Here is a 15,893-nt window from a genome sequence, read left to right as displayed (position 1 = left end):
CGAATGCCGGCAGGACACATGGCGCCCCATGTGCCCGCCGACGTTCGTCATCATCGCGGCTGTAGCCCGCTTCGTCGAAATCGTCCGCTACAACCGGACGATCTGGTCCTTGTACCCGCTAGCTTTGCGGAAATCGGGCATATCCATCGTCCGGCCGCCGTTCGTCACGGACAGCTCGGACAGCAGGGCGACGGCCGTCCATTCGCATGCGTCGTACACGTCGATCGGCGGCTTCGCGCCGGTGCGGATCGCGTCGACGAAATCTTGGACGATGAAGTAGTCGCCGCCCCAATGGCCGGCTTGGCGCTGCTCCTCGGTGACGTTTTTGTACCGTTCGGGCAAATAATCGTCGAAGTCGGACAGCGGCCGCCACTCCGCCTCGTCCGAATGCCGCCCCTCCGCCTTGATATAAATTTTGTGCCCGTCTCCGAGCCCCCGCGGCGCCTCGTAGCAGCCCTTCGTCCCTTGCAGCGTATAATAGGCCGCATTGTGCGGACGATTCGACACGCAGTCGAGCCGCAGCTTGATCAGCTTGCCGCTCTCCAGCTGGCAGATCGTCACCGACGTGTCTTCTTGGCGGAACTCCGGAGCGGTATGCCAGCCGGTGCCGAACGTGGACACCGACTTGATCCGGTCGCCCTTGAACCATTGCATGACCGGCCCCAGGCTGTGCGTCGGGTAAAACGTTCCCCGCTTGCCGAACTGCCAGTAGTTGCGCCACGACGTCTTGCCGGCCCCCGGCTGCTCGCCCGGGACGCGCCGGTTATAGCCGTACGCCAAATATTTGGTGTCGTGCAAATATTCGCCCTCGCCGAAATAGACGTCGCCGAAAACGCCCTGCCGCACCATGTTGGCGATTTGCTGGTTCGTCGGGATATAGCAGTAGTTTTCGGCGAACATGTAGACGAGGTCCCGATGCTTCTCCACCGCTTCCTTCAGCCACCACAGCTCGTCCATCGTCACCCCGGCCGTCACCTCGCACAGGACGTGCTTGCCCGCCTCGAGCGCTTGGATCGTCTGCTGGACATGAAGCTGCATCGGGGTCGAGATGACGACCGCGTCGATGTCGGACTCGAGCATGTCTTCGTAAATGCGGTACGTGCGCGGAATGCCGTATTTGCCGGCCTGCTCCTTCAACAGCCCTTCGTGCAGGTCGCACAGGGCGGCTACCTCGACGTCGGGGATCGCCCGGAAGCCGAGCAGGTTGCTCAGCCCTCTCGCTCCGACGATGCCTACGCGTAACGTCATGGAAATCATCTCCGTTCGATTCGGTAGTTACGATCCGTTCCCCCGGTTCGGCACATCGCCGGGCGAAGCCGGCGCCTCCCCGATATAGCCGAGCTCCGCGGAGATGCGGTCGGCCGTCTCTTTCACCGATTGGCCGATTTGCTGGAACTTCGTCGCCGGCAAATCTTTGTTCAGCGCGGTAACGCTGATCGAAGCGAAAACGTGCCCGTTCTCGTTGCGGATCGGAGCGCCGATACAGCGGATGCCTTCCTCGAACTCCTCGTCCTCGATCGAATAGCCGTACTGGCGGACGTACCGGACGTCGTCCATCAGCTTGTCGATCGCCTTCGCGATTTTGTCCGGCGTCTCGGCCAGCTCAGCCGACAGCACCGCGGCGATTTCGTCGTCCGTCATGCCGGACGCGAGCGCCTTGCCGACGCCGGACTGGTGGAGCGGCTGCGTCTGCCCGATCTTCGTGGCGAACCGGACGAACCCGCTGCCCTCCACCTTGTCGACGTAAACCGGCTTATCCTTCTCGGCCACCGCCAGATGCGCCGTATACGGCGTATCGCCCACGAGCCGCTCGAGATGCGGTCTCGCGATCGCGACGAGGTCCATCGATTTCATGTAGCCGATGCCCCAGCGAAGCACGCCGTGGCCGAGCCGGTATTTGCCCTCCGGCGTTTTCTGGATCAACGAGTAATGCTCGAGCGTGTTCAATATGACGAACGCGGTCGATTTCGGCACGTTCAAGGTGGAATGAATGTCTTGGATCGATAGATGCCGGTCGGTCAACGCGTTCAAGATCGCCACCGTTTTATCGATCGCCGGCACGGAATATTCTTTCGGTTGTTTTTTCATCGGCTGGCTCTCCTTTCGTCCCGTCACAGCTCGCCCGCGTTGGCGAGATGCCCGCCGTCCACGACGAGCGTCGTTCCGGTTATGTAGGACGCTTCGTCGGAAGCGAGGAACAAAAATGCGCTCGCCACTTCCTCCACCGTCCCGGTCCGCCCCATCGGCGTACGCGCCGTCAAATCGAGCGACCGGTCCTGCTGCTTCAGCTTCCGGTCGAGCGGCGTGTCGATGAAGCCGGGCGCCACCGCATTGACGCGGATGCCGTGCGGCGCGAGCTCGACCGCCATCGATTGCGTCAGCAGGACGACGGCCCCCTTCGACGCGTTGTAGTGGGCCAGCATCGAGCTGCCGGCCAAGCCGTTTTTCGAAGCCATATTGACGATCGAGCCGCCGCGCCGTTGCTCGAGCATCCGGGTCGCCACCGATTGGGACAGGGCGAACATCGCATTGACGTTGACGTCCATAATTTTGTTCCACGTCGTCAGCGGAATGGACGCGAACGGCTCGCGAACGGCGATGCCCGCATTGTTGATCAAAATATCGATGCCGCCCATCGTCGTCCACGCCTGCCCGGCCGCCTCCGCCGCCCGGCCGACGTCGCTCAGGTCGCACACCTCGGTTTCGACGCGCATCCCGGTCTCCTCGCGGATCGTACGCGCCGTCGCCTCCAGTTCCTTGCTCTTCACGTCAAGCAGAAACAGCGCGGCTCCTTCGCGCGCGAATCGAAAAGCGATGCCTTGGCCGATCCCTTGCGCGCCGCCCGTGATCAACACGTTTTTCCCGGCAAGCTTCATCCTCCGGATTCCTCCTATATGATACGAGTTCATAACGAAGTTCAATATATTGAATACGATTCAAAACGATCATAAAACAATTCATTCCGCGGTGTCAATCGAAACATCGTCCGGACCGCAAAGTCGATCGACGAGAAAATCAAGCGGAGGAAGTCGCGAAAAGAGCGGTCTCCCCGATTGACGGCTCCGAATTTTCCGGTATATAATCAACTCATTGAACATTATTCAAAATATTGAATTTTGGAGGAGCGACGTGATGAGCAACAGTGCCAAGCTGCATGAAGAAGCCCAAAAATATACGCCCGGGGGCGTACATACCTCGATCCGGAACGTCGATCCGTTCCTCGTGTTTACGAAAGCGGAAGGCGCCTACATCTATGACGCCGACGGCAACAAGTATATCGACTACCAGGCCGCCTTCGGCCCGTTCATCCTCGGCCACAACCATCCGTACGTCAACGGCAAAGTGATCGAGGCGCTCGGCCGCACCGACCTGTACGGCGTCGGCTGCACCGACCTCGAGGTGGAGCTCGCCCGCAAAATTACGACCCACGTCCCTTCCGCCGAGCAAGTGCTGTTCTGCAACTCCGGCTCGGAGGCGACGTACCACGCGATCCGCCTGTCGCGCGCCGTCACCGGCCGCACGAAGCTGATCAAGTTCCAGGGCTGCTACCACGGCTGGCACGACTACGTCGCCCGCAACATGCTGAGCGCCTGGGACAAGATCGGCACGCGCGATCCGGGCTCGGCCGGCATGATGGACGAGGCGATCGACAATACGCTCGTCTGCACGTACAACGATCTGGACGACGTCGAGCGGACGCTGAAGGCGAACAAAGGCGAGGTCGCCGCGCTCATCGTCGAGCCGATCCCGCACAACATCGGCTGCATCATGCCTCAGCCGGGCTTCCTGCAAGGGCTGCGCGACTTGTGCGACGCCCACGGCACGCTGCTCATCTTCGACGAGGTCATCACCGGCTTCCGCCACAACATCGGCGGCTTTCAGAAGGTGGCCGGCGTCACGCCGGATTTGACGACGATGGGCAAGGCGATGGCGAACGGCTTCCCGATCGCCGCCGTGGCGGGCAAGAAGCCGTACATGTCGCGCTTCAATACGCAGCCGGGCGGCGACGTCTGGTTCGCGGGCACGTACAACGGCCATGCCGTCGGTACGGCCGCGTCGATCGCGACGATCGAGATGATGGAGAACGAGCCGGTGCACGAGCACATTTTCCGCCTCGGCGAACGGATGCGCACCGAAATTCGCGGCATTCTCGACCGGCTCGGCATCGAGGCGTTCGTCGCCGGCTTCGGCTCGGTATGGACGACGTACTTCATGAGCTTCGAGCCGCGCAATTATACCGATCTGCAATACAACGACGCGCAATTTTACGTGACGTACCGGAAAAAGCTGATCGAGAAAGGCATTTTCAAAATGCCGATGAACATCAAGCGCAACCATATTAGCTACAGCCATACCGACAAGGAAGTGGACATTACGCTGGAAGCGGTCGAAGCGGTGCTGACGGAGATGAGCCGAGGCAAGTGACTTCGCTTCGCCGAATAGGAATAAACGAGCCTTCGCAGGCTTATAGACGCCTTCGCCGGGCGTCTCGGACGAACAAGACAAACCCCGGTTCCGGTTTACGGATCGGGGTTCTCGTCGTGCTATTCCGAAGCTTGGCTGTTTCTATACTCCGACGGCGTCATGCCGGTTCCTTTCTTGAACATTCGCGAAAAATAATGCGTATCCTCGTATCCGCAGCATTCCGCAATCCAGGAGATGCTGCCGGAGGTCGTCTTCAGCAGCGCTTTCGCTTTGCTCAACCTGACGCGAGAAAGGTACGCCGAAAGGTTGTGACCGGTAACGTTTTTGAATTGCTTCGATAAGTAGGAAGCGTTGACCGAATATTTTTTGGCGAAGAAGGATAGATTGATCTGCTCGCCGCAATGACGATCGATGTCGGCGCGGATACTCGCAACGATCGATTCCAACGACCCGGTCCCATCGGTTCCCGGCCGGCCTTCGATGGCCAACCGACACGCCTTTTCCAGCAAATATCCGCTTAGTTCGTCCGCGGTTTCGAAGCGGTCGATCCCCTCGATTTCATCCTTTCGTTCGGAACCTCCGGACGACTCGCCTCCTGCCATGTCCAAGCTGTGAGCAACGCGGCGGAACAGCCGTTTCATCGAAGAACCGGTCATGTTCCTCAAGCCGTCCGGGGCAAACCGGCGGCGGATCCATCGGATCAGCTCTTTCTCGCGATGGGATTTCCGAGTGTCGGTCAAGCCGTTCAACCATTCGCAAGAAGCCGGCCGATCGACCAGGGGCAGATAGCGGGAGTAGAAGCAAACCGATTCGCCGTCCTGCCAGAAACGTTGCAAAAGCGCGTCGGAAGCTTGCTCGTAAAGCTCGGGAAGGCACGCGATTCCGCTACCGCTCAGGCTGACGCCGAAAGAGCATTCGCGCCCCAACGCGTCGGCCATCCCGCGGAGCGATCGCTGCAGCCGCTCGTCGGCCAAAGCTTCGCCGTGGGGCGTACCCCGCTTTTCGTTGAACAACACGATGCATTCGTTCGGTTTTGCCAAGTGGCCGCTTACGAACGCTTCCCATATCGGATCGGCTTGACGTCGGACGACGGCCCGCACTCTTTCTTCGGCGAAAGGGGGAGGAGAAGCCGCCGTACGGCGGAAACGCACGATCGCCGCATAAACCCGATTCGTCGCCCCGAAACCGAACGCTTCCATCGTCTCCGCGTCGATCCGGGTGACGGAACCGCTCATGACGATCCGGTTCACCGCTTGTTTCCATACCAGATCGCAAACGTCCTGACGGCGATCGATCTCGGCTTCCAAACCGCCCCATATTCGCGCGAATTCCAAGCCGGCATGGCCGCCGAACCGCATCGCGGGAGCGGAGGCGTAGCCCCGGCCGATCGTGCCGATCAGCTGAATGTCTTCCGGCGATTCGTCATCGACTATCCATATCGTCTTCATCCGTTCCTCCTCCTTCCGAAAGCGGTTAACCTAACCGGCTGAACAAATCCCCCGGAAGTGAAGACAAGCTTCGAAGCGTATTCCGTTAGAGCAGCCTGCTGCTCGCACCAATCGTTACCTTGCATACACGGATGCTCTTCGTCGGAATAACTTCGATCATAAAGCGAATGGTATTGCTTCTGGGGGAGCCCCCGGTATCCACAGGAAATTGGCCATGCATAATTTCCTATACAAGAACGTAAACCGGAGGAAGCCCGGTCGGTCTGTCAAAGAGGATGCCCGGCCGCGCCGCCGTTTCTAGCGCTTGCCGCCGGAGGGGCGCACCGCGAACGACGTCGCGAGCGGCTCCGAGCCGGGCAGCCCGGCCGCGATGACGCGTACCGAATACGTCCCGCTCGCGGGCTCCTTCATCCGGTATTGAAACGTGAAGGAATGGCCGCGATCCATCGCCTTCTGGTTGATGTACTCCAGCTTGCCGTTCGGATCGACGATTGTGATCAATACTTCTTTCCCCCGGGCTTCCTTCCACTTGCCCGTGATGTTCACCGTTAGCTTTTTGGGGTGGACGGCGACGCGCAGCGAGCCGGACGCGGAAGCGGCTTCGGACTCGACCGCAAGCTCGGCGGCGGCGGACTCCGTCGCGCGACCGGATGCATGATCGGCCGCGGATTCGGCGTCCAGCTTCAGCGGCGCGATGAAGCAAAGCAGCGCGGCGACTGCGACCGTTTTGATTGCTCTCATGGCTGTTCCTCCTTCGCGGTTTCTCGCGCCTGTCAAGGCGCGGGCAATTCATAAACGTCCGACAGCGCCATACCCGGCGAAGCGATATCTTCTCCGCTGACGACGAACGTCTTCGCCCGGTATCCCGACAGATGGTCAGGAAGCTTGAACCCGCCTTTCAGTTCGCGGCTTTCGCCCGGCTGCAAGGTCGCGGTGGAGAACGACAGGTTGGCGAGCGCGCCGTCTTCGCCCGACCCGTCATAGAGGGCCACGATCGCCGTCACGGTTTGCGCGGACTTCCCTTTATTCGTCATCGCGACGGAGGAGACGAGCAGCTCGCCGGGCTCGAGCGCGGTTGCGTTGGCGGTATGGCCGACTTGATACGAAACCGACAGCTCGATGTTCGGCTGGCCGTCGGCCTCATACCCCGAATAGACAATGACCGGATCCCATGTCAGGGTGTCCGACGGCACGTCGTTCCGTCCGTCCGTGTGGAACCAAATTTCCTCCCCGGCCTGCACCTCGGTCGCCGTCTTCGGATACAGCAAGCCCGAGTTGGCCGCGGTGACGCTCTGCCATCCGGCGGACGGCCACAGCGGCGTCTGGCCCCGCGTGATCTTGATCGCCAGCTCGTTGCCGTGCTCGTTCGTTCGGCGTACCGGCCCGAGGGAAGAGATCTGAATCGTCCCCGCCTTCGGCGCCGTCCACTTCAGGACGGAGCCGCTCTCGCTCCAGGCGCTGCCGCTGCCGGCTCCGTCGACGGAACGGACGTAGAGATCGGCGTTGGCCGGATCGATGATGCTGCGGCCGACTTGCACGTGCGCGTATGTCAGATAAGGATCGTACGCCGGATCGGATTCGTTCATGAACGCGTACATGCCCGTACCGTCGCCGCCCGACGGCATCGTATACGCCGCCATGCCGACCACGCGCGGCTCGTTTAACGCCATCTTGTAATAATGAAGCAGATGGTGCTGCAGGACGTCGGTCGTTTCCGTGGCGTTGCGGCTGAACGACTTCGGAAGGAGCCAGATATGCTGGCCGCGATCGGCCTTCGCCTTCAGCTTCTCCAGCAGCTCCTGATGGAACCCGGTTTCCAGACCGCTCTCGTAATAGTTGAACCCGACGTCGGTGACGAATTCGATGTAGTCGCTGCTTACCGATTTGCCGGTGCCGTACGGATCGAGATCGGCAACGGCGCTGACCGCGACGAGCTTCTTGTCGGGATATTCCTGCCGGATCATCTGCGTCACCGTGCGGAAGTTTTCTTCCGTTACGCCGCACCACCACGGTTCGTCGAAGTAAAACCCGAGCAGCTTGTCCTCGTAGCCGCTCAGCACCCGCTTCAGCTCGGCCCACTGAACCTGCCAGTCGGCGTGCATATGGCCGCTGCCGTCCCCCATCCCGCCGGGGCTCCAGTGGAAGAAATAATCGTACACGTTGAGCAGCACCTTCATGCCGTTGGCGGCCGCCAGGTCGATATGGCTCTGCAGCGTCGTCCCTCGGGACCAACTGCTGAAGATGGCCACGTTGCTGTTGCCGATCCGCCCGGCGAACGGCAAATATTTCGGATCCGGCATCCCTTGTCCGTCCATATGGTAGTAGCCGAAGTATTGCAGCCCGGGGTTGGCGTTCGCCGCGGCCCCGACGTTCGCGCCTTCGGCCGACGCCGCGCCGCAAATCGTCATGATCAACAAACAACAAGCGAGCGCCAGCGACAGTCCCTTTCTTCTCCATGCTTTCATTCATGTCTCCTCCTTTGCAAACGCAAAACTCAGTTCGTAATCGGTTCAAGCTCCACGATGCGCGCACGGCAGCCCGGCGGCATCGTCACGGTCAGCGTTCCCGTGCCGGCATTCCACTGCAAATCGCATGCCCCCCGCTGCGGATACCCGCACCGGACCGCCGCTTCCTTGCCCGATAGAAATGAAATCGGCAGCTCGAAGGCTTCCCCTCCTCCGTTCAAGCTCCATACGGCCACATAAGCTTTGTCCCCGCAGCGCAGCCCCAGGCTGATCCGGTCGTCGCCGTACTTGGGCAGGCCGATCGGCCAGAACGGAAGCGACTGCGGGATCCGATGCCGGATCGACTTGTAGTAGTCCAGTCCTTCGCGCAGCAGCGCAAACCGTTCCGGCGCAAGCGCGGTCGGCAGCCCGCTCTGATGGACGCGCATCAGCATCGCGTTCACCATGTTGAAGACGACCTCCTCCTCGTCGCCGTCCTTCAGCGGATAAGACCATACGGCCGCTTGCTCCGGCGTCAAGGCGGTCGGGGCCGCCGCGGCGATCGCGGCCATCCGGCGGTAATCGGTCTGGTCGCTGATCGACTGGACGCTGTGCCGCGCAAGCATCGCATAATCCATCCGCATGCCGCCGCTGCCGCAATTTTCGATGATCAGCTGCGGGTAACGCTCGAACACGCGGTCCAGCCAGCCCAGGTAAGCCCGGTTATGCTGCAGCAGTCCGTCGCCGAAGCTGTCAGCGCCGATCTCCGTGCCGATGCCGGCATTGATGTTGTAGTCCATCTTGATATAGCCGACGCCGTACTCGGTTACGAGCCGGTCGATGACTTCGTCGGCGTATCGGACGACGTCGGGATGCCGGTAGTCGAGCTGGTACCGGCCGTGATCGATGACGCGCCGGCCATGACGGACGAAGAACCATTCGTCGGGAACGTCTGCCGCGATGGGGCAATGGACGCCCATGACCTCGAGCTCCAGCCACAGCCCGGGAATCATGCCTTTGGCGCGGATATGATCGAGCACCGCCTGCAGGCCGCCTCCGGGAAACCGCCGCGTCGAAGGCTGCCACACGCCGACCGCGTCCCACCACGGCCCGTCGGCATACCAGCCGGCGTCGATGCAGAAATATTCGCAGCCGGCTTCCGCCGCGGCGTCGATCAGCGGCAGCAGCTTCTCGGTCGTCGGGTCGGCAAACAAACAGTTCATGTAGTCGTTGAAGATGATCGGCAGCCGCTCGTTGTCGGCATGCGGCCGCCGGACGGCCCTGCGGTAACGGGTCAATTCGGCGATCGCCTCCCCGAACCCGCCGCGCACGACGCCGACGGCCACCGGGACGGACACGAACGTCTCGCCCGGCGAGAGCCGCTTCCACCAATGGCTCTCGGCCTCGGTCGGGCCGCTGAGCTGCAGATACAGCTGCCGGTCCGGCGCGTCGCCGATCTCCCAATGCCACGAGCCGTTGTGCTCGATCTGCCAGACGAGCGCGGTTGCTTGCGCCGTATTCTCGTAGCAGCCCATCGGCACATAGCCGGCGGAGGACCACGTCCCCGAGCTGCCGTAGTTCAGCCGCTTCACCGAGAAGGCGTTCGCCATCGTCAGACCGAGCTCGGGGAGCGAGCAGCCCCGCCACTGCAACTCGCCGTGCCACGTATTGTGCGGGACGTGCAGCCGGCTCTTCGTCTCCCACGTCCCTTCGCCTTCCTTGTCGATGCCGGTCAGGGCGAAGGAAGACACGTATTCGAGCGGAAGCGGCACGGCTCCGCGATTGGTCACCTCCGTCCAGGCGCGGATCACGGCGATGCCGTCGTAAAACTGATAGTGTACGGTGACGAGCGTATCTCCGTCCTCCAGCGCGACCTCCAGCTTGCGACCGGCTTCATTGCGGGTGTCCGAGTGGCCCGCATAGACGAGCCGGCCGGCCGGCATCGTGCCCGTATATTTGGCGCCGTGGTGATCGTTATGGTCTTCTCCGCTCGCCTGCAGCTCGACGATCCGCCGCCTGCTCCGCGTCGCGTCCGATCCGGAGCGCGCCTCGTCTTCCGGGAACGGCGAGAAGTGGCGCAGCCGCACGTCCCCGTCCTCCGTAATTTCCACATGGAGATGAATGCCGCTTTCCCGAATGGCGATAAGCCGATGTGCTGCCATAAGTCCTCCTCCGATCAGGAATGATCGTTGATATACGAGACGACGGGATCCCACCGGAGCAGCCCGCTGTCCTGCCCGCCCGTCCGGTCTTCGCCCGCGCTCACGACGAATGAAAGGCAGTCGCCCGCAACCACCTCGAGCTTCAACCGATATCCCGACTGTTCCGCTCCGGGGCCGATCTCGCGCCATTCGTCCGCCTCCGGCCAAATCCGCCGATCATTATGCCGGATCTGGACGCGCAGCCGGGCGGGCGGCGACATGCCGGCCAGCTGGATGCCGCCGCGCTCGGCAACGTACACCCGACCCGGCTTGGGGGCGGCCCACTGTACGAGCGTCTGCTCCCCGCCCGCGCCCGGGGCGATCAGATCCCGGCATACGAGGCCGCCCGCCCCTTCCGGATCGGCCCAAACGGCGCGTTCCGGTACGAACACGAGCGGACGCGGGGAGCCCCCGGCATCAAGTCCCGCATACCGCCAGCCGCGTGATCCCGGCCCTTCCCCGCCGCCATCGGCCGAGTGGACGAACAGGTCGTCGCCGGCGCGTCCGATCAGCGCCCGGCCCACGTTCACCTGCAGATTGTGCAGCAGCGGATCGTACGACGGGTGCGGCGGGTCCAGCAGCCGGTCCATCCCGCTCCCCCAGTCGCCCGCATCGCCGGAAGCGAACGAGAATACGAGCAGGCCGGCGCAGCGCCGGTCGCGCAGGGCGAGCCGGTAATGGTTCAATAAATTGACGATCAGCGCCGCCGGTCCGCCGTCGGGCGTTCCTTTGGCAAATCCCCACACGACGTACCAGATCGCGGCTTCGGACGGCAAGAGCCGCCTCAGCTTCTCGTCCAGATAGCCGTACAGGAACGGATCCCATGCCCGGTAAATATCGAAGGCACCGTCCGTGACGAATTCGTAGTAGCCGCTTCCCGCCTCCGGGATCGGGCAATCGAATGCGTCCGGCGCCAGCTCGAGCGCCGTCGCGCACACCATCACTTTCTTATCCGGATGCCGGCGGCGAATCATGCGGGTCGCGTCGCGAAAATCGCGTTCGCTCACGCCGTTCCAATACGGCTCGTCGAAGTAGTAGCCGAGCAAGTGCCGCTCGTAGGGGCGCAGCGTCTCCTGCAGCGCCGCCCAGCGTTCGGCGCTATCCTCGCGCGGATGCGCCGAGCCGATGGCGCCGACCCGGCCGCCACGAAAGAAACAGTCCGAGACGCTGATGATGAACGGGCAGCCGCAAGCGGCGACCCGGTCGAGCATATGCCGCAGCGCGTCCGGAGGGTGTGCGGAATTGATCATGATCACGTTGCTGTTGCCGAGTGCGGCGATCCGGTCGATCGAATCGGGAGCGCCGGCCGGGAATCCGTCTCCGTGATAATAACCGAACATAAGCTGCGAGTGAGGCATGTCGGTTCACTCCTTCCGTCGTCGCTCTTGTTGTCGTCTTGGGTGCAAGCCGGCTGAACGGGTCATAGGGCGGTTACGGCAACGTCGTCGAACGATGCGGCCGCCTGCCACGTTTCCAGCGCGATCCCGCCGGAAGCGAAGGAGGAATCGGTTGCCGACAGCTCCTTCACCCCGTTGATGTACAGATCGATATGGCTGCCGGACACGACGACTTGGACCCGGTACTCTCTCCCGAGCGAGACGAGATATGGTTTGTAAGCAAGCGAGGTTTGCACGCCGGCAACCTTCTTCTTGATCTCGATCGCGTTGTTGTCGTTCAAATAAACGAAGTAATAGTTGTCGGCATCCCGGTAACGGAAGTTCAGATGCGCGAATCCTCCGCCGGCGCCGGAGGCGCTGTCGATCTTCACCCGCGCCTTCAACGCGAAATCGTTCCAGGTCCCGCCCGCAAGCGCGGACAACGCGAACGCCGTCCCCGTCTGCCGGTATTCCCGGGTAGCGCCTTGGGCGATCTGCCAACTGCCGGACACGGCGTTCCAGCCCGCGGTGCCGCCGTTCTCGAAATCGGCCGTATACGAGGGCGCTACCGGCAGCCGCTGGACGACGACATCGTCGAAATAGGCGGTGGCGCCTGACGTTTCCAACGCGATTCCTCCCGTGACGAACGTCGTGTCCGATGCGGAAAGAAGCTTCTTGCCGTTCAAGTACAAGTCGATCTGACCGCCGACGGCAAACGCTTTCAGCTCGTATTCCGTTCCGACCGCGATCGGATAGCTTCGGCTTGCCAGAATCGTGCGGACGCCGCCGTCGTTCTTCCCGATCCCGACCGTCTGATCGTTGTTCAAGTATACGTAGTAAGAATGGTTCGCATCGGCGCGCCGAAAGGCGAGCCGAACGGTGCCGCCTGCGGCTGCATCGGCCAGCTTCACCCTGACCTGCACGCCGTAATCGCGCCAGTCGGGATCGCCGGCCGCGGCCGACGCCGCCCCGTAACCGGTCTGCTTATAGGAACGCGTCTTGTCGAAGACCGGCGACCAGCTTCCTCCGCCGACGCTCCACGACGAAGCGGTTGCGCCGGGATCCTCGAAGCTGTCGTACCACCAGTCCTGCGCCTCCACCCAGACGTTCGCGGCCCGGTGCACGGCGATATCGTCGAAGTCGGCCTGCGCTCGCCACGCATCCAGCGCCACCCGGCCTTCGGTCAGAATGGAGGCCGTGTCGTAGACGGTAAGCTCCAGCAGGCCGTTGACGTACATGCGGATGCTCTGGCCGCCGCTCCCTCCGTCCCGGTAAACGTCCGCCCTTACCGCATACCGGGTCCCCGCCGTCACCGGATACGCTTTCGAGCCGAGCGACACGCTCGTGCCGTTCGCGAACTTCTTGATCTCGATCGTCCCGTTGCTGTTGAATTGCAGCGTGTATCGGTTGGCCGCGTCCCGATACAGCACGCCGAGCGACACGCTGCCTCCCGAAGCCGAGAAAGCGGTCGGCGTAACGGATGCTTCGACGGTATAATCGCTCCACCCCGACTGCCCCGCATAGACCATTCCGCCGTTCGGATCGGTCTGCCGATAGGCTCTGCCCGCTCCGGAGACGACCGTCCAGCTACCGTAAGCCGCGGTCCATCCGGCGGCGTCCCCGTCCTCGAAGTCGTCGCGCATCTCCTCGACCGTCAGCGGACTCGGGATTCGGACGCCCGGCGTCGCGGGAGGGGGCGAAGGCGGTACGATCGACGTATAGGCGACGATCGGGTCCCACAGCGTCGTATCGTACTCGTGGGTCTGGCCCCGGTTCACTAGGAATCGGATCGTCTCGCCCTTGGTTACGGAGACGGACAGATTCGGAAAAGACACCGGCGCGTCGGTCGTGACGGTCTGCCAGCCGTTTCCCGGCCACAGCTGGGACGTGCCGCGCAGCACCTTGACCCGTACGCCGTCGGCCGTCGGCCCCGTCTGCTCCATGGCGATCGGTCCCGCTGCGGATATCGTGACATTGCCGCTGTACGGCGCAACCCAGGTGCGAACGCTGTCCTGCAGATCGGGATGCTGACGCGCACCGCCCGTCATGAGCGACGTCTGCCCCAGCCGCCATGCATGCCAAGCCGGATAATAGGCGGGAATGTTCGTATAGCTGCCGTTCTGCCCGTATTGATACCACCAGACGGGCCCCTGGTCGAAGGCGCTGAAATCGCGGGAAGCCTGGAAGACGCGGAGCGGTGCGGGCGGCGCGGCGCCGGACGTCACGCTGACGGCGGCCGGGGCCGGACTTGTACGGCCGTTGCGGTCTTCCGCTTCGACTTTGTAGTAATAAGTCGTCGCCGGTTCAAGCTCTTCCGCGTCGACGAACGACGTTCCCTTCGCTTCGCCGACCATCGTGGCATATGACGGGGTGAAGCTCGGATTCGTCGAACGATAAATGTTGTAGTGGTCGATCCCGCTTCCGGCGTCGGTTGCCGCCGTCCATGACAGGGCGATCCCGTACGGCGCCGCATTCGGCGCGCCGGACAGCCCGGCGACGTTGCCCGGAGGCGACGGGTCGAGCACGGCTGTCGCGCTGTTGGCGTCGTAGCCGGTTCCGCTCCGCCAGTCCGCCAGACTTGCATACGTCGTACCGCTCTTCGCGGCGCGGAATTCCGATCCGCCCGCGCTGTAGATGCGGTTGCCGTTCGCCTGGTCGATCGTGCCGCCTTCCCCGAAATCATAAACTTGGGTGCCCGGCGTATTCGGCTGCAGGAGGATGTTGTTTCCCGTAATGCCGTTGCCGGCCCAGGCGTCGCCCGTCGTATAAAAACGCCGGGACGTAATCGCCGCCGTGCCGGGCCGGTCGACCGAGATCAGATTGTCCTCGATCCGCAGCTGCTTCACGCCCGTCAGCCGTTGCGGCTCGTTGGTCGCGTCGGATAACGCGATCTGGCCGCTGCCGATCGTCGTCAAGCCGTAATTGCCGCCGACCTTGTTGTTCGCAATGAGCGAATGGATGTTGGCCATCGTCGTGATGCCCGGGCCTTTGTTGTCGTGGCTGTAATTGTACCGCACGACGACAAACTCGCTGGAGCAATCGATGTTGATTCCCGCCGCGTCATAGCCGATGCCGCTGTCCGACATGGCGTACACTTCATTGAATTTGATCTCGATATGGGACCCGTAGATCGGCCATATCCCGCCCGGCCCCCATGTTACGCCGCTCCCCGCATACTGGCCGGCATGATGAACGACGTTCCACTTGATTGCGCTATGGTTGGCGTTGCTCAAAATCATCCCTTGATTGCCGATGTTGGAAACGGTGTTGCGCAAAATTCGGACGTTGTGGAACAGCGCCGTGGACGTCATGCCCTTGCCGCCGTCGGTATCCCAGCCGCCGGTATAGACGGCGCGCCAGCCGAGATCGCGAATCGTATTGTCCGCGATCGTCAAATTGCGCGCGACTTCTTCGTTCAGGTTCCCCGGATGCAGGGCGGTGACATAGATGCCCTCGGTGCTGCGATCGATTCCTTCTCCATAAATCAGATTGTCTTGAATCGTAATGTCGGAATACGGCCCGCCGCCGCTGAATGCAACCATCAGCGCCGCCGCGATGCCGCCGCCGCCGGTCAACGTCGCGTTCGAACGCACCTCGAGCTCGAGGCCGCGCACGGTCCAGCCGCTTACATTTTCCAGCAGGAGCGCGGTTCCGTAATGGCTGATTTTCGGTCTTCCGGTTCCGTAGGACGATAAGACGATCGGCTCGGACGCCGTTCCCGAGCCTCGCACGTTCAGCGACTCGCCGGTCCAGACGTCGCCGCCCTTCAACAAGATGACGTCCCCCGGCTGAAACGGGACGGAGGACACCTTGGCCAGCGTTTTCCACGGAGCTTGCTCGCTCGTTCCCGCATTGGCGTCGTCGCCTGCCGAAGCGCTTACATAATAGGTCGTGCCGGCCGCCTCCGCCTTGCCGCCGACCCCCAGCGCAACGCACAGGGCGAACAGCATTGCGGCCGCCGCACCGACGAGCCTGCCCATGTTCCCGTATCGCGCCATC

The 15,893-nt window shown here is 62.5% G+C and carries 10 protein-coding genes; 1 reads left to right on the top strand and 9 read right to left on the bottom strand.

All coding sequences use genetic code 11. From position 1 onward, the window contains the following. Window positions 1-87 precede the first annotated feature (87 nt). The 3 genes from DLM86_RS06555 to DLM86_RS06545 are packed head-to-tail and all read right to left on the bottom strand — an operon-like array spanning window position 88 to window position 2,876. Window positions 88-1,248 carry a Gfo/Idh/MocA family protein gene (locus DLM86_RS06555; protein ID WP_158289361.1) on the bottom strand — a complete coding sequence of 387 codons (1,161 nt, stop codon included), beginning with the start codon at window positions 1,246-1,248 and terminating at the stop codon, window positions 88-90. A gap of 27 nt (window positions 1,249-1,275) precedes the next feature. Further along, window positions 1,276-2,088 (bottom strand): IclR family transcriptional regulator, encoded by an 813-nt coding sequence (locus DLM86_RS06550; RefSeq protein ID WP_110839153.1) that lies wholly within the window; start codon window positions 2,086-2,088, stop codon window positions 1,276-1,278. A gap of 23 nt (window positions 2,089-2,111) precedes the next feature. Then, the gene (locus DLM86_RS06545) at window positions 2,112-2,876 is read right to left on the bottom strand and encodes an SDR family NAD(P)-dependent oxidoreductase (RefSeq protein WP_158289360.1); all 765 of its coding nucleotides are present in this window, start codon (window positions 2,874-2,876) and stop codon (window positions 2,112-2,114) included. 256 nt (window positions 2,877-3,132) lie between these two features. Here DLM86_RS06545 and DLM86_RS06540 point away from each other — a divergent pair, with 256 nt between their 5' ends. Next, window positions 3,133-4,425 (top strand): aspartate aminotransferase family protein, encoded by a 1,293-nt coding sequence (locus DLM86_RS06540; RefSeq protein ID WP_110839151.1) that lies wholly within the window; start codon window positions 3,133-3,135, stop codon window positions 4,423-4,425. 119 nt (window positions 4,426-4,544) lie between these two features. Here DLM86_RS06540 and DLM86_RS06535 read toward each other — a convergent pair whose 3' ends face one another. From DLM86_RS06535 to DLM86_RS06510, 6 genes are all read right to left on the bottom strand, one after another. After that, the gene (locus tag DLM86_RS06535) at window positions 4,545-5,873 is read right to left on the bottom strand and encodes a helix-turn-helix domain-containing protein (protein ID WP_110839150.1); all 1,329 of its coding nucleotides are present in this window, start codon (window positions 5,871-5,873) and stop codon (window positions 4,545-4,547) included. A gap of 297 nt (window positions 5,874-6,170) precedes the next feature. Continuing rightward, window positions 6,171-6,614: a hypothetical protein gene (locus DLM86_RS06530; RefSeq protein WP_110839149.1), complete on the bottom strand. Its 444-nt coding sequence runs from the start codon at window positions 6,612-6,614 to the stop codon at window positions 6,171-6,173. Between the two features lie 32 nt (window positions 6,615-6,646). Then, window positions 6,647-8,338, bottom strand: a complete 1,692-nt coding sequence (locus DLM86_RS06525; RefSeq protein ID WP_110839148.1) for a hypothetical protein — start codon at window positions 8,336-8,338, stop codon at window positions 6,647-6,649. Between the two features lie 29 nt (window positions 8,339-8,367). After that, window positions 8,368-10,479, bottom strand: a complete 2,112-nt coding sequence (locus tag DLM86_RS06520; protein WP_110839147.1) for a glycoside hydrolase family 36 protein — start codon at window positions 10,477-10,479, stop codon at window positions 8,368-8,370. A 14-nt stretch (window positions 10,480-10,493) separates the two neighbouring features. Continuing rightward, window positions 10,494-11,876: a hypothetical protein gene (locus DLM86_RS06515; protein ID WP_110839146.1), complete on the bottom strand. Its 1,383-nt coding sequence runs from the start codon at window positions 11,874-11,876 to the stop codon at window positions 10,494-10,496. A 62-nt stretch (window positions 11,877-11,938) separates the two neighbouring features. After that, window positions 11,939-15,892: a fibronectin type III domain-containing protein gene (locus DLM86_RS06510; protein ID WP_110839145.1), complete on the bottom strand. Its 3,954-nt coding sequence runs from the start codon at window positions 15,890-15,892 to the stop codon at window positions 11,939-11,941. Window position 15,893 lies beyond the last annotated feature (1 nt).

The sequence above is a fragment of the Paenibacillus flagellatus genome (genome assembly GCF_003217775.1).
GTDB classification, from domain to species: domain Bacteria; phylum Bacillota; class Bacilli; order Paenibacillales; family NBRC-103111; genus Paenibacillus_AB; species Paenibacillus_AB flagellatus.
Note: the sequence above shows the minus strand (reverse complement) of the source record. Positions and strands in the feature narration are given on the sequence as shown.